Source organism: Paraburkholderia sp. HD33-4, from assembly GCF_021390635.1.
GTDB lineage: Bacteria > Pseudomonadota > Gammaproteobacteria > Burkholderiales > Burkholderiaceae > Paraburkholderia.
The window spans coordinates 925,522-941,492 of the sequence record NZ_JAJEJS010000001.1 but is presented as its reverse complement, the minus strand read 5'-3'; the positions used below and the strand labels follow the sequence as shown (position 1 = coordinate 941,492).

Sequence of the window (15,971 nt, the reverse complement as noted above, 5' to 3'; positions counted from 1 at the left end):
TGCCACGACTCAATGGTCAACTGCCTCGAGCAGTTCAGTTAAGCTGACCATCGAATGCAGCAGTTGCGCGGTCAACGCTTTGATATGCTCATGTGGCGTTTTGTGCTTTTTCAACAAGACCTTACGAATCTCCGCAGCGTCGCTCCCTGTCGCATGCGTGCCAGCAAGCTTGCTGCGCAGACGCTGCAACTCAAAAAGTGGCTCGCATATCTCTCTAACTCGGTCATCATCGACCTCCAACCTTCTCAGCAGTTCATCAAGCCATTTAATTGAACCCCAAGTGGGCTGCGCATCACTCCCACGGGCGCGCGCCGCGGCCTCAATGCATCGCTTCTCAAGCCCCTCTGTTACGCACTTCGCCAGATTCACAATGACGTCATTCCAGCCCTTGTTAGCAAGCGTCAACGGATAGTGCAGTTGCTCCACGAGCCGTGGTTCGCGCAGAGTGAACCACGGCTCCCTATGTGCCGCCATATTTCCAAGCTTTGCTTTCAGCTCGTCAAGAGGGTCGCGGTCGCTCGCAAACGTGCCTTGGAAGTCAGTCTGGAAAGAGCGTTTCGAGATGGGAGATTTTGGCTTTTCGTTGAACGACTTCCAGTAAATTTGCTCGTCAAAGGGAAGGTTTCCAAGGTACGTAATCATCGTGTGCACCTGGCCAGCCTCGTTGAAATCGTACGTCTTAAGGTACCAGGAGTTGCGGCACGTTATCGTCCGAGAGTCGAGACGGTACTTGTCCGGGTCCGCCTTGTACTTGTCCAGCACTTCGGGACGGAAGAAGACAGGGGAAGTCTGGAACGGCAGCGCGGAGTTAGGCTCGAAGTACGAAGCGAGACTCATCGGGTCACAACTGACGTCTGCAACCTCTCCGTTTTTAAAGTCCTGCGTGATGAAAGTCGCGTATTGCCTTGGAGCGTTCTGGGCTGCATACAAGGCATCCCCCAGTCCATGGGCATCAAGCGGCGGCCGCAATATCTGCCCGCCCCGGAAATAGCTCGCACGATGGTCATCAATCCGGTACTTCAGAACCAGCTCGCTCCACGCGTCAACAAAATCCTGTTCAACCCCACCGTCAAACATGTGGAATTTGTTGTGACGAACGTCGACGTCGAACATTTGAAACAGGCAAGTATCTGTAGCGGCCATGTGGAGATTCATTAATTTCCGGTCGACCGTTACCATCGTCGTCTTCAGCTCAGTCCCTGAACTCTCCTCAACCTCCACCTTCGCGACATCCTCGACATCGCCCCTGTCGTCAAGGCGACACCACGCGCTGCGCTCCTCCATCCAGTGCAAACCATGCGCCAAGGTCAGCTCTTGGGAGAGTTCGTAATAATTCGCTCCATCACGGAGCGCGTCGAAGGACCTTCCAAAGACCGTTCGTCTGGCATCAGCCAGCATCCCCGAGGCCCCAAGCGCTCCGTGTTCGTATTCAACACGGGCTCCTTCGCCGCCGCCGTAAACGAGTCCGCAACTCGGGCTATCGAATGGATTACCGCGCCAATCGGTGAAGTCGGAGACCGCACTAAGGTCTATTGAAGCGCTCGGTACAAGCACCGATTGTATGAGCACGGACCCCAGAGTGCCGAAGGCGCTTGCGTACAGAACGACTCTGTCTGCGTGCCGTTCGTGAGCGAGGAACTCGTAGAGGTCCGGTTGCTCCTCTTTGCGCCCAACGCCAATCCCAATGTTTGCGGTCAGGATATTTTCGAGCTTTTGCCTGATGTCAGACATACCAATTCGATAGCTATGTTCGCGAAAGATAGGGTTCGCGTAGCCCTTGATGTTGGACGTGGCCGAGGCGGTCGACGGGGCGACCCAAGGCTTTCCAACTACAGAATGTCATCTTGCTCGCATCGCGAGCCTTGACATGGTCCGGCGTTACGCCCGGTCGTCGTTGTAAACTGCAAGTTGCTCAACCGCTCGAGCAGGCTTGGGGTCTTCAACTGAAGCTACGGACTCGATTGCAGCAATGTATTCGGGTGGGAACTGGGCTGCACGAGCGCCGAACAGCACGTGATGCTTGTACCAGTGGTAAGGACTCAGTCCCGGCGCCTTCCTGGTCGCGAAATAGGTGACTGCCCCGACGATTCCATGGTCAGTCGTCACCTTAACCTCCTGGCGTTCGTAACCGTTTCCAGCGCCTTCAAATGTGTCCAACATAGCTTGCTCTGTGAGCTCTATCGCGAAGAGAACGCCCCAGACCCGATGAGTAGCCTCCCTGGTAAGCTCGCAATCGCATTTGCCAGAACCATCTTTGGACACCTTGTCGAATGTGAGGCGATACCCATCGAGATGGCCGATTGCGATACGCCGAAGGGTCTTGATGCGCTGGGCCAACCGCGGCTCGCTCATGTTCGACCCGTATGCAAAGTAAGTGAACTCATTTGGCTGAAGCATGTGCCCCCCGTGTCAATAAGCGGCTGAGCGCCATTATCACGCCTACCTTGGACCGCCGCGAGAAATCGTGCTCGTTTGTTGGAGTGGCGCAGCATGTACGACACCAGCTCAAACGACAGGCCGAGTTGCGCGAGTCCCATGCCTCCTCTTTGTTCCCGACGCGCTTTCTCTCGTCTCACCCAATTTCTTATCGATGCGCTTCCTCAAACTTGACAGCCAAGGCCGTCTCATTCCAAGGGTGGGGTCAAGACATCCGATATTGGCTGCCCGTCTCTCGGCGCCTCTCATCGGATTTGAGAATTCTCAAATCCGATGAGCATGCGTGATGCAACCCGTTGACCTCGCTGCCAGCTAGGCCGGTAGCATCATGAGGTAAAGCGACTGCTTCTCGTTATTGTCGCCACTTGTGCCGTTGTGGCAGCACGCAAGTCCTTGGACCACATCTAAGGTGTAACGCAGAAGGCACATAGGCCAAGGTTCGTGTACGTAAATCTGAGAGCTCTCAAGTGCAAGCGACAAGCGCTGGACAATCGCCCGAACATTTTGCAATCAAAGAGACGCGAGAACAGCAATCAGGTAACGGGACTAATGTCGATTGGCGACTGTGGCCTTGCTGGCACCCGTCTGGCGGCCGTCAACCCGGCGCCCGTTCGCGCATGAGTTTTGACAATCGTGCACTGCATGAGCGGCGTGGCGGCACATCAATGTGGAGCGCTTATCTTCCTCATGCGTGCCGCAACGCACTTGTATTCGCGATGGGCTTTTTCATGCAGACCGCTGTTGCGGGACATAGCGTCGAGAATTGCGTCGTTTGCTTGACGGCGCGCGGCACGACCTCTCGACCGGCCACCTCATATCCATTTGCCTGAAAAAATCGGCTCGCCGTAGTCGTGAGCAAGTACAACCCTTCGATGCCCGCTCGTCTAGCCACACTTTCCGCTTCCGCAACGAGCGCGACGCCAATCCTCCTCTGGCGAGCATCCGCGGCAACCGCGAGGGAGCGCAGCAGACCAACAGTGCCATACGCTTCCAAACCCACACACCCGACAATCGTACTGTCGCTATCCACGACCGCCACCAGAAACTGTATTGGCGCCGAACCCGATACGTCCTCCACTGGAAGGCCACACTGAGCAAGCAATTCGCGTATCGCATCAATTTCGTCTGTACGAGCGCTCCGAATTTCCATATCGCGGTCCCCCCTTTCAGTTTAGTCTCGAGCAAGCGCGCGTGGAGAAGGTCCGTGCTTGCTCAAGTGGACCTCCCGCGCAAACCAGATTGCGAGCACAAACGCTGCGGCCGAAATCAACGAGACGAGTAGCACGACCCATTCGACTGGTGCGTACCTTTTCTCGATGCTCCATATCGCTGCTGCAGATATCGGCGCAATACCTTTCGCGATGTTTGACGGCATCGAGAGCAGGCCACTGATGCCGCCATACCCTTCCGTCCACATCAGGTCCTGCACGATGGTTCCGCGCAGGATTGTCATCATGCCGTTCGCACCACCGTAGAGAAGTGCGAACGCGGCAAGCGCATAGGGAGACGTGCCGGCCAGAAGGAGCACCACAACCGATACCGGGAAAACTGTTGTCACCACGATACCAACGACAGCCGGCTTCACGTTACGTCCGGCGGCAAACCAAAGTGCGCGCGCGACAACCTGAGCCGGACCAATGATAGCCATCGTAGTCAGGATTACAGCACTGGAGGCCTTTCGCTCGACCATGAGCGGGACAAGATGAAACGTCAGCGCTGCGAACGTTGCGTAGTACGCCGTGAAGCACCCGGCAAGCGCCCAGAACGTCGGGGTGCGCAGCGCCCGCTGGGTTGACGCCTTGTTCGCTTCTCGTATCCTCGCTCTCTGGCTATCCGAGGACGCACTTGCAGCACGCGAGCTGATTGCGAACACGTGAATGGGCAGCGAGACGGCCAGATTGAGTGCTGCTAGCGCGACGAGCGCGCCCCGCCAACCGAACCATTCGACAAAGCCCTGCGTCAGCGGAATGAATACGGTGCTTGCGAAGCCTGCCACCAAAGTAATAAGTGTGATTTTCGTGCGGAAGCTCCGGGGATAGTCACGCGTAACAATGGCAAATACCGGGTCGTAGAGCGTCGCCGCCATCGAGACCCCGAGGCCACCCCAGACAATGAAGAGCGTTCCGAACGTCTGGGCCTGCGACCAGAGCAGCAGCATGGCGCTTGAGAGTATTGAGCCCAGGACCATGATTCGACGACCGTGGCCATGGTCAATCCAAGTGCCAAGTGGATAGGCCGCAAGGCCAGACACCAGCAGGCCAAACGATAGCGCGGCGTTCGTATGCGTCCGACTCCAGCCCATCGTGTGCTCCATCGGCACGACAAAGAGCGAGAAGGCGTAGTAGACAGAACCCCACGATACAAGTTGCGCGACCGCGAGCGCCCATGTCGCGACCAATCCGTTTTTTTCTGTCGACGGCGAAACACCGGGCTCCATCGTCTTCGTCTGCGAATTCAATTTGATGCGCTCCATGTCGTACCACCTGTGGTGCGGCCCTGATTAGGGTGGGTGCGTCGCGGCGACGCAGTCGCTCGATGAATCGATTCTACTTGCAATTCTTTGATATTTCCATAAACTTGGAATCATTGAAGATTAGCTGATACATCGTGATGACTACCCTCGTGAATTCCTCGACGTTCCCCGCCGCGAAGCCGGATTTTCTGGACACATCCATCGCAGCCCGACTCGGTATGCCTGACGCCCCGCCGGTCCGCGTCCTGTTGCTGTATGGCTCGCTGCGCAAGCGCTCGTATTCGCGCCTCCTTGTCGAGGAAGCAGCCCGTCTGCTCCAGTTATTCGGTGCCGAGACCCGCATTTTCGACCCGCTCGGTCTGCCTTTTCCTGATGCTGTCGAAGGCAACGACCACCCCAAGGTCAAGGAGTTGCGGGAGTTGTCCCTCTGGTCCGAGGGACACGTATGGTGCAGCCCGGAACGTCACGGCACGATTTCGGGAATCATCAAGACGCAGATTGACCAGTTGCCTCTGGAGATGGGTGGCATTCGCCCTACCCAGGGACGAACGCTCGCAGTCATGCAGGTCAGCGGCGGGTCCCAGTCGTTCAATACGGTGAACCAGCTACGTCAGCTCGGGCGCTGGATGCGCATGTTCACCATCCCCAACCAGTCGTCAGTTGCGAAGGCGTACGAGGAGTTCGACGAAGCCGGACGGATGAAGCCGTCGTCGTACTACGACCGGCTGGTCGATGTGATGGAGGAACTGGTGAAATTCACGCTGCTGCTTCGTGGGCGCGCGGATTACCTCGTTGACCGCTACAGCGAGCGGGTCGAAGCCGACCGGCCACTCGACCCGAAGAGCGACCTTGCATCCCTGGCAATGGGTCTGGACGAAGCGTCCGAACAGGAAGAGCTCGAGTAAATCTCATGGCCACCATCGATACGAAACTGGCTGTAACGGCGCTTGCGGCGCTCGCACAGGAATCCCGTCTTGCCGCTTTTCGCCTGCTTGTTACGGCAGGGCCACCCGGTATGAGTGCAGGTGCCATCGCCGAGGCACTCGACATGCCCGCGCCGAGCCTGTCCTTCCATCTGAAAGAGTTGAGTCACGCTGGCCTGATTGAGGGGCGCTCACAGGGAAGGCACGTCATCTACAGCGCCAACTACGACAACATGCAGGCACTCATCGACTTTTTGCTCGAAAACTGTTGCGCAGCGCAGGAATGCGCGTGCCCTTCCAACGAAACGGAGGCGTAAATGAAGCGATTCCATGTACACGTTGTGGTGCCGAAGCTCGACGAAAGCGTGCGCTTCTACACTGGTCTCTTCGGAGCTGAGCCGACCGTACTCAAGGACGACTACGCGAAGTGGATGCTGGAGGACCCGCGCGTCAACTTCGCAATTTCGGCCCGAGGCGGTGCAACCGGTGTGAACCACCTCGGCTTCCAGGTCGATAGTGACGAAGAACTTTCGTCGCTACGCGAGCAGGCGTTTGCGGCGAGCCTGGACGTCGTTGACCAGCGCGGGGCGCAGTGCTGCTACGCATCGTCGAACAAATATTGGGCAAAGGACCCGGCCGGCGTGCCATGGGAAACCTGGCACACGCTGGGGAACATTCCCCTTTACGGTGCGGACAGCCAGACGGCATCGGAGCAAGGCGGGGCCTGCTGCATGCCAACGACCTCAATCCCTGCCGCGATTCCGCGAAAATCCAGTTGCTGTTAAGCAATTGAAAGACAAATGGCCGTCCCAAGGGCGGCCATTTTTTTCACGCCAATCCCTGCCGAACCAGTCAGGCAGGAACAGCCTTGGGCTTGCACTTGACCTTTTTCTTCGGCGTGCACGCGGCCGAATCCACGCCCTGGCAGCAGTTCTCCGTGAGAAAACCGACAAGGTCATTCATTTGCTCAATCTCGGGCGCGTAGTACACGAAGCGTCCTTCCTGACGAGAAGACACGAGACCGGAGTGGGTCAACTCTTTCAGATGGAACGACAAGGTGGCGCTCGCAAGGTCCAGTGACTCCTGGATAACGCCCACGCTCAGTCCGTCCGGGCCGGCCGTGACGAGCAGGCGGAAAATCGCAAGGCGCGTCGGCTGGGCCAACGCAGACAGGGCTTTGATTGCGTCCTTTTCCTTCATGGTACGTAGTCGCTTGAGTTAGCCAGGTATTCTAAACCTGACCAGACGACAAAGGTGCGACAAGGAGGCCATGGTTACGGTTCCTGGTCGCTATCAGGTTGATGGCGACCATGGTAGAGAACGCGGCTGAGCAGCGTTGCGGCGCTTGCCGCCAGGAAACAGCCGACGGTCACGTCGGACAGTCCACTGTACAGGAACGCGACGACAGCGGCACCCACCAACGCCATCTGGGCGATTCCCAGTACCAGCCGGAGCCACCCCCAGAGCAGATAGCGGCCATACCCGCGACCACGGGCTGTCTGCGCGTCGTGCTGGTCCGAAGAGCCGGCGCGGGGTTGTGCTGCGTGGTGTCGGGTCGCTTTCACGGGTGTCAACTTTGCGTTCCGGGTGCGTCGCATCGGCGAGAAGTTCGCCCTTGCTAGGCGGCACTCTTTAAATGCCGGGCCGTTGCTATCCTCGACAGGCGGTAGCCGCTTCCACGCACCGTTTCAATGAAGGTGTCATACCCGGCTGGCTTCAACGCGTCGCGAAGCCGCTTGACGTGCACGTCCACCGTTCTCTCCACAACGGGCACGTCAGTGCCCCACACTTGTTCAAGAACGAGACGGCGACTATGAACACGTTCCGGCCGCGTCATGAAGAAGTGGAGAAGGCGGAACTCGGTCGGTCCCAAATGGAGCCGTTGCTCGGTGCCATCTCGTGTCGTATATACGCGTCGTGTCGCGGGGTCCAGAGTCAAACCGTCGACGGTGACCGAGCTGCTCTCGAGGTCAGGCGGTAGGCGTCGGAGAACGGCCTTGACGCGCGCCATCAGCTCCTTTGGCGAAAACGGCTTGGTAACGTAGTCATCCGCACCGGCCTCGAGCCCGCTAATGGAGTCGTCTTCGTCGGCGCGAGCGGTCACCATGATGACGGGCACGTCTTTTGTGCGGCTGTCGGTGCGTAACTCTCGTAGAAATGCGATTCCCGTTATGCCCGGTAACATCCAGTCGAGCACAATCAGGTCCGGTAGCACTTCGCTCAGCAGTGTTCGAGCAGCAGGCACATCGGGCGCTTCCATTGGATAGAAGCCTGCATGTCGGGCATTTGCAGACAACAGCTCCAGGATGGAGGGCTCGTCTTCGACAATAAGAATGCTGGCTGGCATTTACTCTTCCTGTTCGTCAGCGCCTTCGGCTTCGCGGTAAAGCGTGTCTCTCGGCACGTGTCGCACGTCCGTACCACTCACAACGTAGATGACGAACTCCGCGATATTCTTCGCATGGTCGCCAATACGTTCGATGGCCTTCGCAATAGAGAGGCAATCAAGCCCCACCCTGACGCACCGGGGGTCTTCACCCATGTAGCCGATGAGCTTTCGCGCAAACGCCCTGAACAGTTCGTCAATGGCTTCATCGTCGCGGACAATCTGTGCGGCCGATGTCGCGTCAAGGCGGGAGAACGCATCAAGTGCCCTGCGCAGAATGCCGATTGCCAGTTCTCCGGCCACCCTGATATCGGCAACGTCGATACACCTCGTGACATCTTCGTCAACGATGCGCACTGCTCGCTTTGCAATTTTTCGGGCTTCGTCTCCAACGCGTTCGAGGTTGGTGACTGTTTTGGACGTCGCCATCAGTAGCCGGAGGTCTCCGGCTGCGGGCTGACGACGTGCGATGACGTTGCCAATCTCCTGGTCAATCTCAATCTCCATCGTGTTGACCAGATGCTCGTCCTCGATGACCTGCTCTGCTGCAGTGCTATCGAGTTCAGCAAACGCGCGCATCGCGCGCACAATCTGTTGTTCGACGAGACCACCCATCTCCATGAGCTGGTCTGAAACAGCATCCAGGTCGGCGTCGAACTGGGTGGAAAGGTGCTTTGTCGTCATGTTGACTCCTAGCCGAATCGGCCCGTGACATAGTCTTCCGTCGCCTTCTGTGAGGGCTTTGCGAAAATCCGCTCCGTTGTACCGAATTCGACAACTCGGCCCATATGCATAAACGCGGTGTGCTCCGACAACCGGGCCGCCTGATGCATGTTGTGCGTCACGATGACCACGGTGTAGTGCTTGCGAAGCTCGATGAGCAACTCTTCAATCCTGCTAGCCGAAATCGGGTCCAAGGAAGATGTCGGCTCGTCGAGCAGGAGCACTTCCGGCCCAATCGCAAGAGCACGTGCGATGCAAAGACGTTGTTGCTGACCACCGGAAAGTGCGAGCGCGCTCTGGTCAAGCTTGTCTCTGACCTCATCCCACAGCGCCGCCTGTCGCAGAGCAAACTCCACCCGCTCATCGAGTTCGCTTCGTCTGAGCCTTTCGTGATGTGTAATGGCCAGCGCGACGTTGTCGTATATCGACATCGAGAACGGAGTGGGTTTCTGAAACACCATGCCGACCTTGAGCCGTAGCTCGTTGAGCTTGAAGTCATCCGCAAGGATGTTTCTGCCCTCAAGTTCAACGGTGCCCGTTGCGACCTGGTCTGGGTAAATGGAGTACATCCTGTTCAAGACCCGGAGCAGCGTCGATTTCCCGCATCCCGACGAGCCGATGATGGCAGTCACCTCACGGTCGGGAAAGTCCACACTCACGTCGAACAATGCCTGGCGACGCCCATAGTGGAAATTCAGGCCGCGCACGCTGATACGCGCGATGCTCGCTCTGGCGGATGGCATATCAACTTGAGGCATGGGCGCGGTTGAAAACGGTACGGGAAACAATGGCCAGTGCGAGAACGAACAGGGTCAGGAGGAACGCACCGGCCCAGGCAAGTGCGTGCCATGCCTGGTAAGGGCTCATCGCGAACTGGAAGATAACGACGGGAATGCTGGCCAGAGGTCCGTTCGGAGTGGTCGACCAGTATTGGTTGTTCAGTGCCGTGAACAGAAGTGGTGCCGTCTCGCCGCTGATGCGAGCGACAGCCAGCAACGCGCCAGTGACAATGCCTGCGCTGGCAGCCCGCACGAGGATGCGTGAGCTGACCTTCCAACGTGGAAGTCCGAGGGACAGCGCTGCTTCGCGCACGCTGTCGGGAATGAGTTGCAGCATCTCGTCCGTCGTCCGGATGACCACGGGCAGCATGATGATTGCCAATGCGACGGCACCTGCCCAGCCAGAGAAATGCCCAACCTGACGGACGATGAGTTCGTAGGTGAACAGGCCAATGACAATCGAGGGCGCGCTCATCAGGATGTCCGTGACGAATCGAATGACGCTACCCAGGCGTGTACTGCGCGCGTATTCAGCCAGATAGATGCCGGCCATCAGGCCCAGTGGCACGCTGATGGCCGCAGCGATGCCAATCATGAGGAAGCTTCCATACAGCGCATTGAGGAGGCCTCCGTTCTCTCCTGCTGGTGGCGTCATGCGTGTGAACAGGCTGGGACCCAGCGCTGCGAACCCGTTGACGACTGTCGTCCCGAGAATCCAGAACAACCAGAAGAGGCCAAACGCGGTCGAAAGAACCGAGAGCAGGAACACGATGTTGTTGGCTAGCCGTCGGCGGCGGAGTTTCGCCATGTCGAACGTCTGCATCACTTTGCCCCCTCAAGGCGCTTGAGGCGCAATAGCAGCAGCTTTGCAAGCGCCAGCACGACGGAAGTAACCGCGAACAGAACGAAACCCAGTGCGATAAGCGAGGAAAGGTAGATGGGTGAGTCCGCTTCGGTGAATTCGTTGGCAAGTGTTGCCGCTATGGAATTGCTCGGGTCGAGCAACGAGACGCTGAAGTCATGTGAATTCCCAAGTACGAACGTGACCGCCATCGTTTCCCCCAGCGCGCGGCCGAGCCCTAGGAAAATCGCCCCTATGACCGCTGACCTCGTATAAGGGAGGACAACCTTTCGCATAACCTCCAAGCGTGTCGCCCCGAGCGCGAACGCCGACTCCTTCAGTATCTGCGGCGTCGCCGAGAAGACGTCCCGCGTCACAGCCGTGATAAAGGGAATAACCATGATGCCGAGAATGAGGCCGGCGGGCAGCATACCGAGGCCAATAGGTGCGCCCGAGAACAGGCGGCCAATCAGCGGAGCGTTGCCGAACGTATTGATGAGCCACGGCTCAACGTAGTCGGCGAGAACAGGCGCGAGGACGAACAGGCCCCACATGCCATAGATAATGCTCGGGATAGCTGCGAGCAATTCCACTGCCGTACTGACGGGTGCCTTCATCCAGCGCGGCGCAATTTCGGTGAGAAACATTGCGATGCCGAAGCTGACGGGTACCGCTATGACGAGAGCGAGGAGCGAGCTGACGAGCGTTCCGTAGATTGGAATCAGTGCGCCGAACCTGTGAGTGACAGCGTTCCAGTCCGGGCTGACCAGAAAATGCCAACCGAACGTCATGAAGGCGAGCCGCCCCCCCCACAACATTGACAATGCAGCCCCGGACAGCAGAACAAGTACAGATATCGCTGCTGCAGCGGCCGCCAACCAGAACAGGCGGTCCGCTGTCGCATCAGGCAACCAGCGCCTGCGACTTCTGAATGTCAGCTCCGCCGCAGGCAAGGAACCCTTGCGCGCATCCGGCACATCCGTTGCCAGTTCGTCGGCAGTTGTCGGCATCGCATCTCCTGAGCCGGCCACACAAAATCGTAGTTATGTATCGCGTCGAATTCCCGGACTTCAGAACTTGAAGTTCTTCGACCAGTAAGTCTCGATTTGCTTGACCAGTGGGTCGGGCAACGGTACGTAGTCAAGCGACTGCGCCTGTGCCTGCCCCTTCTCCAGAGCCCACCTGAAGAAGTCCAGAGTCGCCTTCGACTGGGCAGCGTTCTTCGGCAGCTTGTACATCACGATGAATGTCGTCGCCGTGATGGGGTAGGAATCGGGGCCACTCGCGTCAGTCATGACGAGGTCGAAATCCTCCGCCTTGCTCCAGTCGGCGGTCGCAGCAGCGGCCTGGAACGATTTCGCACTGGGTTCGATGAAGTTGCCCGCCTTGTTCTGCACCGCCGCGTAGGTCAATTTGTTCTGAAGAACGTACGCATACTCGACGTAGCCAAGAGAGTTCTTCAGGCGGCCCACATAAGCTGCAACGCCTTCGTTGCCCTTGCCTCCTACACCGACAGGCCAGGAGACCGAAGTGCCTTCACCGACCTTGTCTTTCCACTCGGGGCTAACTTTCGAGAGATAGTTCACCCAGTTGAAAGTAGTTCCCGACCCATCTGAACGATGGACCACCGTGATGTTGGCGTCCGGCAGCTTCAGGTCAGGGTTGATTTTTACAATTGCCGGGTCGTTCCACTTCGTAATTTTTCCGAGATAGATATCGGCGAGCACGGCGCCGCTGAAACGCAGTTTTCCTGGTGCGACGCCATCGATATTTACAACGGGAACGACGCCGCCAATGACTGACGGGAACTGGCCCATGTACCGGTTCTTGAGCTCAGCGACGGACAGCGGCATGTCGGTCGCGCCGAAGTCCACAGTGGCAGCCTTGATTTGGGCGATGCCACCGCCAGAGCCAATCGATTGGTAGTTGACCTTGTTGCCAGATGCCTGGTTGTAGTCCGAAGACCACTTAGACAGGACGGGGTACACGAATGTTGAGCCCGCTCCGGTGATTTCGGTGGCGTGGGCGAGAACAACGGAACCTCCGATGGCCAACGCAACCGCCAAACGTCGCACGAATAGTCTGTTCATCACGGTCATCCTCGATAGCGCAAACGTTATTTCGATAACTCTAGATACGTTACGACTGTCGGGAGAGTAAGTATAGTTCGTGACAAACAGGTGACAAGGCGTTGATTATGAATTTTCTGTGACGCTGGCCAACGGCCCACGCATTGGGCGCATCATTCCGGTCCTGAACTTGTGACGTTACGACATTTCGATTATATTGGAGATGTCGATTTGAAAATGGCCACGCCCATAGAACGGAGAATTTTCGTGACCGAACATCGCAAGTACAACGTCCTTTTCCTGTGCACGCATAACTCGGCGCGCTCGATTCTCGCTGAGGGCGCACTGAATGCGCTCGCGGGAGACCGATTTGTCGCCTATAGCGCTGGCAGCCACCCAGGCTCGGCTCCCAATCCGTACGCAATCGAGCTGCTGCGTTCCCAGCACGTAGCGACCGAGGGTCTGCGCAGCAAGAGCTGGGACGAGTTTGCGCAGGACGGCGCACCGCATATCGATTTCATTTTCACGGTTTGCGACGACGCCGCCGGGGAGGTTTGCCCGATTTGGCCAGGTCATCCGGCGAAGGCTCACTGGGGCGTACCCGACCCTTCGAGGGTAGAAGGTAGCGACGAAGAGAAGCGCCACGCTTTTCTGGAGGCATACATCCAGCTGCGCAAGCGCATCGAACTCTTCGTCAATCTGCCATTCGAAAAGCTCGACCGCATTGCTGTTCAGCAGGAGATGCAAAGTATCGGCACAGAGCTGCGCGAGAAGGGAGAGTAACAATGTCGGATAGCCAAACCGTCGGAAAGCCAGCTGAACGCCAGGCGGGCAGAATCGGTTTCTTCGAACGATACCTGTCGGTCTGGGTCGCGCTCTGCATTGTCGCGGGTATTGTCCTTGGCAAGCTGCTTCCCGGTACCGTTCATTCGGTGTCTGGACTCGAATTCGCCCACGTCAACATCCCGGTCGGCGTCCTTATCTGGGTCATGATTATCCCGATGCTGTTGCGCATCGACTTTGCCTCGCTGGGCAAGGTGCGTAACCAGCTGAAAGGTATTGGAGTCACGCTGGTCATCAACTGGGCGGTAAAGCCCTTCACGATGGCCTTCCTCGCGTGGCTGTTTATACGCCATGCCTTCGCCGCAATGCTTCCGGCTGACCAGTTGGACAGCTACGTCGCGGGCCTGATTCTGCTCGCAGCAGCACCGTGTACGGCGATGGTGTTCGTATGGAGCCAGCTGACAAAGGGGGACCCGTACTTCACGCTTTCGCAGGTGGCGCTGAACGACCTGATTATGGTCTTCGCATTTGCACCTATCGTTGGCCTGTTGCTTGGCATCTCGAACATCACGGTGCCTTGGGATACGCTGCTCACTTCCGTCGTGCTCTACATCGTCATCCCGGTCATCATCGCGCAACTTCTGCGCAAGATGCTGCTCGCAAAGGGTGAACTGAACTTCCAGCGCGCATTGGCAAAGATTGGCCCGTTCTCGATAACCGCGCTGCTTCTGACGCTGGTGCTCCTGTTCGCGTTCCAGGGCGAGCAAATCATCGCGCAGCCTCTCGTCATCGTGTTGCTTGCCGTGCCTATCCTCATTCAGGTCATCATCAATTCGTCGCTCGCTTACCTGGCGAACCGGCAACTGGGTGTGTCTCACGACGTCGCCGCGCCTTCGTGTCTGATTGGTGCATCCAACTTCTTCGAGCTGGCGGTGGCTGCCGCAATCAGCCTGTTTGGTCTGAAGTCCGGAGCGGCCCTTGCGACCGTCGTCGGCGTCCTCATCGAAGTGCCGGTCATGCTGGCTGTGGTGAAGGTGGTGAACTCGTCACGGCGGTGGTATCAGCGCGAAACGTAATAGTGTCTCGGCATAGTCGTGACATCGGGGCCGTCTTCTCATGTGAAGGCGGCTTTTTTTTCAATCCGAAATCACGAGCTAAAGGTACGCCATCAGATTGAGCGCGTACATCGACATTCCGATGAGAGCCGTGCCCAGAATTATCAGTGCTGGGTCAATCTTGAATCGAATCATCAATGGAAGCGTAACGAGCGCGGCGGCTGCGCTGACCGGACCCGTTACCGCGCTCCTTGCGAATGGATAGACCGTTGCAAGGAGCAGAGCCGCGCTCGCGATGACGATGCACTGGAGTGCGGAGTGCACCCGAGGGTGTCGCAAATATCGACGAAATAGCAGGAGCAAGGGAAGGATGGCCAGTGCAGGCGCAGTCATCGCGGCCCATCCAGCGACAGCCCCGGCAGTGCCCGCAGCCTGATACCCGACCGCGACGACGTACAGTCCCACTGGCCCTGGTGTGCTCCGCGTCACAACGACGGCCTGATTGAGTTGCTCGTCGGTCAGTATGTGCCTGTGTACGACCAATTCATCGCGAACAACTGAAATCGAGGCGAGCCCAGCGAAGCTCGTTACTGTGGCTTTCAGCAGGATGAGAAAAAGTATGAAAGCGTTCATGTCTTTCGCGGAAATAGGAAACCCACAGCGCCCGCTGCAAGCAGGACATAAAATGGCGGCACTACCGTTTGGGCCATAAGTGCAGCGGCCGCAACAACGAGGACGCGCCATTGCGTCGCTCGACTGACGTGCGGCTTCACGATGGTCCAGCAGGTCACGGCCGTCACGCCGACCGCCGTTGCCATTGCTCCTTTCAGCCCGGCCGTGAACAGCGCATTGCGCGCGAGTACATCAATGGTTGCCATCACGACGGCCGTTATGACCGCGCAGGGGATAGAGGCTGCTAACAGGGTAACGATTGCTCCCCACCAGCCTCTCAATAGCCAACCAATACCACAGCAAAACGCCAGTAAGTTTGTCCCGGGTGTCAGGCGCGCAATCGCGAACACGTGGGAAAAGTCCTCGTCCGGCAGCCATCTGTGCCGCTCAATAATTGCTCTGCGAATTGTCGCGACAGTGGCGCTGCCGCCGCCAAAGGTCAGGTTCGCATAGAGAACAAACGTCAATCCCAGGCGAAGCAGGCCTACGCGAACATTGGTCATTCAATGGGTTCCTTGCCAGATTACCGGGACACCTTCGCGGGTGGGTCGTCCCGCACATCTTTCATTGCTACGAGATTGACTCGGGGCCCGTTGTCTCCAAAGACTCAGCGCATGCAGCATGGGCCTGACTGCTGCATCGGTGGACACCTGTTGGTGCCGTACGAGCAATAGACGCAACAATCGCCAGTTTTCGGCTTGAGCACTGTCTTGCAATGGTCGCATTCATAAAACCACACGCAGGCGTCGATGGGCATCGTCTCGTCTTTCCTATGCCCGCATACCGGACACGTGATGGTGGAATTCAACATGACCTCGCTCATCACTTCGT

General features: G+C 57.8%; 19 protein-coding genes. 5 read left to right on the top strand and 14 right to left on the bottom strand.

The window, feature by feature from the left end; genetic code table 11:
* Positions 1-9: 9 nt before the first annotated feature.
* From L0U84_RS04205 to L0U84_RS04190, 4 genes are all read right to left on the bottom strand, one after another.
* Positions 10-1,731, bottom strand: coding sequence for a hypothetical protein (locus tag L0U84_RS04205; RefSeq protein ID WP_233848004.1), 1,722 nt, complete (start codon positions 1,729-1,731; stop codon positions 10-12).
* 147 nt (positions 1,732-1,878) lie between these two features.
* Positions 1,879-2,397: a gamma-glutamylcyclotransferase family protein gene (locus L0U84_RS04200; protein WP_233848003.1), complete on the bottom strand. Its 519-nt coding sequence runs from the start codon at positions 2,395-2,397 to the stop codon at positions 1,879-1,881.
* 724 nt (positions 2,398-3,121) lie between these two features.
* A complete protein-coding gene (arsN2, locus tag L0U84_RS04195) occupies positions 3,122-3,586 on the bottom strand; it encodes an arsenic resistance N-acetyltransferase ArsN2 (protein WP_233848002.1) in 465 nt (154 codons plus the stop codon).
* Between the two features lie 21 nt (positions 3,587-3,607).
* Positions 3,608-4,873, bottom strand: coding sequence for an MFS transporter (locus L0U84_RS04190; protein ID WP_233851930.1), 1,266 nt, complete (start codon positions 4,871-4,873; stop codon positions 3,608-3,610).
* A gap of 254 nt (positions 4,874-5,127) precedes the next feature.
* Between L0U84_RS04190 and arsH the strand changes: the two genes are divergently transcribed.
* The 3 genes from arsH to L0U84_RS04175 are packed head-to-tail and all read left to right on the top strand — an operon-like array spanning position 5,128 to position 6,617.
* Complete coding sequence (gene arsH, locus L0U84_RS04185) at positions 5,128-5,814, top strand: arsenical resistance protein ArsH (RefSeq protein ID WP_233851929.1); 687 nt, start codon at positions 5,128-5,130, stop codon at positions 5,812-5,814.
* A gap of 14 nt (positions 5,815-5,828) precedes the next feature.
* On the top strand, positions 5,829-6,149 hold the full coding sequence (locus tag L0U84_RS04180; protein WP_233851927.1) for an ArsR/SmtB family transcription factor: 321 nt from the start codon (positions 5,829-5,831) through the stop codon (positions 6,147-6,149).
* On the top strand, positions 6,150-6,617 hold the full coding sequence (locus tag L0U84_RS04175; RefSeq protein ID WP_233847998.1) for an ArsI/CadI family heavy metal resistance metalloenzyme: 468 nt from the start codon (positions 6,150-6,152) through the stop codon (positions 6,615-6,617). It begins immediately after the preceding gene.
* A 67-nt stretch (positions 6,618-6,684) separates the two neighbouring features.
* Here L0U84_RS04175 and L0U84_RS04170 read toward each other — a convergent pair whose 3' ends face one another.
* The 7 genes from L0U84_RS04170 to pstS all read right to left on the bottom strand — a co-directional run bounded on the left by L0U84_RS04170 (position 6,685) and on the right by pstS (position 12,651).
* Positions 6,685-7,032 carry an ArsR/SmtB family transcription factor gene (locus tag L0U84_RS04170; protein WP_233847995.1) on the bottom strand — a complete coding sequence of 116 codons (348 nt, stop codon included), beginning with the start codon at positions 7,030-7,032 and terminating at the stop codon, positions 6,685-6,687.
* Between the two features lie 418 nt (positions 7,033-7,450).
* Positions 7,451-8,179: a phosphate regulon transcriptional regulator PhoB gene (phoB, locus tag L0U84_RS04165; RefSeq protein ID WP_233847994.1), complete on the bottom strand. Its 729-nt coding sequence runs from the start codon at positions 8,177-8,179 to the stop codon at positions 7,451-7,453.
* A complete protein-coding gene (gene phoU, locus L0U84_RS04160; protein WP_233847986.1) occupies positions 8,180-8,902 on the bottom strand; it encodes a phosphate signaling complex protein PhoU in 723 nt (240 codons plus the stop codon). It lies immediately after the preceding gene.
* An 8-nt stretch (positions 8,903-8,910) separates the two neighbouring features.
* On the bottom strand, positions 8,911-9,699 hold the full coding sequence (pstB, locus tag L0U84_RS04155) for a phosphate ABC transporter ATP-binding protein PstB (protein ID WP_233847984.1): 789 nt from the start codon (positions 9,697-9,699) through the stop codon (positions 8,911-8,913).
* On the bottom strand, positions 9,686-10,543 hold the full coding sequence (gene pstA / locus L0U84_RS04150) for a phosphate ABC transporter permease PstA (RefSeq protein WP_233847983.1): 858 nt from the start codon (positions 10,541-10,543) through the stop codon (positions 9,686-9,688). Before pstA ends, pstB begins: the two co-directional genes overlap by 14 nt.
* Positions 10,543-11,571, bottom strand: a complete 1,029-nt coding sequence (gene pstC, locus L0U84_RS04145) for a phosphate ABC transporter permease subunit PstC (RefSeq protein WP_233847981.1) — start codon at positions 11,569-11,571, stop codon at positions 10,543-10,545. The genes pstA and pstC overlap by 1 nt, the downstream gene beginning before the upstream one ends.
* A 60-nt stretch (positions 11,572-11,631) precedes the next feature.
* Positions 11,632-12,651, bottom strand: a complete 1,020-nt coding sequence (pstS, locus tag L0U84_RS04140; protein ID WP_442793972.1) for a phosphate ABC transporter substrate-binding protein PstS — start codon at positions 12,649-12,651, stop codon at positions 11,632-11,634.
* A gap of 246 nt (positions 12,652-12,897) precedes the next feature.
* Here pstS and L0U84_RS04135 point away from each other — a divergent pair, with 246 nt between their 5' ends.
* Complete coding sequence (locus L0U84_RS04135) at positions 12,898-13,413, top strand: arsenate reductase ArsC (RefSeq protein WP_233847971.1); 516 nt, start codon at positions 12,898-12,900, stop codon at positions 13,411-13,413.
* A 2-nt stretch (positions 13,414-13,415) separates the two neighbouring features.
* Positions 13,416-14,489, top strand: coding sequence for an ACR3 family arsenite efflux transporter (gene arsB / locus L0U84_RS04130; protein ID WP_233847969.1), 1,074 nt, complete (start codon positions 13,416-13,418; stop codon positions 14,487-14,489).
* 78 nt (positions 14,490-14,567) lie between these two features.
* On the opposite strand, the gene L0U84_RS04125 is transcribed toward arsB, so the two are convergent.
* The 3 genes from L0U84_RS04125 to L0U84_RS04115 all read right to left on the bottom strand — a co-directional run bounded on the left by L0U84_RS04125 (position 14,568) and on the right by L0U84_RS04115 (position 15,963).
* On the bottom strand, positions 14,568-15,101 hold the full coding sequence (locus L0U84_RS04125; RefSeq protein WP_233847968.1) for a chromate transporter: 534 nt from the start codon (positions 15,099-15,101) through the stop codon (positions 14,568-14,570).
* A complete protein-coding gene (locus tag L0U84_RS04120; protein WP_233847967.1) occupies positions 15,098-15,643 on the bottom strand; it encodes a chromate transporter in 546 nt (181 codons plus the stop codon). Before L0U84_RS04120 ends, L0U84_RS04125 begins: the two co-directional genes overlap by 4 nt.
* 104 nt (positions 15,644-15,747) lie before the next feature.
* Positions 15,748-15,963, bottom strand: a complete 216-nt coding sequence (locus tag L0U84_RS04115) for a GDCCVxC domain-containing (seleno)protein (RefSeq protein ID WP_233847966.1) — start codon at positions 15,961-15,963, stop codon at positions 15,748-15,750.
* Positions 15,964-15,971 lie beyond the last annotated feature (8 nt).

Coding starts and splice junctions, on each gene's coding strand:
- L0U84_RS04120 (WP_233847967.1), bottom strand. CDS start 15,643: ATGACCAATGTTCGCGTAGGCCTGCTTCGCCTGGGATTGACGTTTGTT.
- arsB (WP_233847969.1), top strand. CDS start 13,416: ATGTCGGATAGCCAAACCGTCGGAAAGCCAGCTGAACGCCAGGCGGGC.
- phoB (WP_233847994.1), bottom strand. CDS start 8,179: ATGCCAGCCAGCATTCTTATTGTCGAAGACGAGCCCTCCATCCTGGAG.
- arsH (WP_233851929.1), top strand. CDS start 5,128: ATGCCTGACGCCCCGCCGGTCCGCGTCCTGTTGCTGTATGGCTCGCTG.
- L0U84_RS04190 (WP_233851930.1), bottom strand. CDS start 4,873: ATGGAGCCCGGTGTTTCGCCGTCGACAGAAAAAAACGGATTGGTCGCG.
- pstB (WP_233847984.1), bottom strand. CDS start 9,699: ATGCCTCAAGTTGATATGCCATCCGCCAGAGCGAGCATCGCGCGTATC.
- L0U84_RS04205 (WP_233848004.1), bottom strand. CDS start 1,731: ATGTCTGACATCAGGCAAAAGCTCGAAAATATCCTGACCGCAAACATT.
- L0U84_RS04200 (WP_233848003.1), bottom strand. CDS start 2,397: ATGCTTCAGCCAAATGAGTTCACTTACTTTGCATACGGGTCGAACATG.
- L0U84_RS04175 (WP_233847998.1), top strand. CDS start 6,150: ATGAAGCGATTCCATGTACACGTTGTGGTGCCGAAGCTCGACGAAAGC.
- pstS (WP_442793972.1), bottom strand. CDS start 12,651: ATGAACAGACTATTCGTGCGACGTTTGGCGGTTGCGTTGGCCATCGGA.
- phoU (WP_233847986.1), bottom strand. CDS start 8,902: ATGACGACAAAGCACCTTTCCACCCAGTTCGACGCCGACCTGGATGCT.
- L0U84_RS04115 (WP_233847966.1), bottom strand. CDS start 15,963: ATGAGCGAGGTCATGTTGAATTCCACCATCACGTGTCCGGTATGCGGG.
- L0U84_RS04125 (WP_233847968.1), bottom strand. CDS start 15,101: ATGAACGCTTTCATACTTTTTCTCATCCTGCTGAAAGCCACAGTAACG.
- pstC (WP_233847981.1), bottom strand. CDS start 11,571: ATGCCGACAACTGCCGACGAACTGGCAACGGATGTGCCGGATGCGCGC.
- pstA (WP_233847983.1), bottom strand. CDS start 10,543: ATGCAGACGTTCGACATGGCGAAACTCCGCCGCCGACGGCTAGCCAAC.
- arsN2 (WP_233848002.1), bottom strand. CDS start 3,586: ATGGAAATTCGGAGCGCTCGTACAGACGAAATTGATGCGATACGCGAA.
- L0U84_RS04170 (WP_233847995.1), bottom strand. CDS start 7,032: ATGAAGGAAAAGGACGCAATCAAAGCCCTGTCTGCGTTGGCCCAGCCG.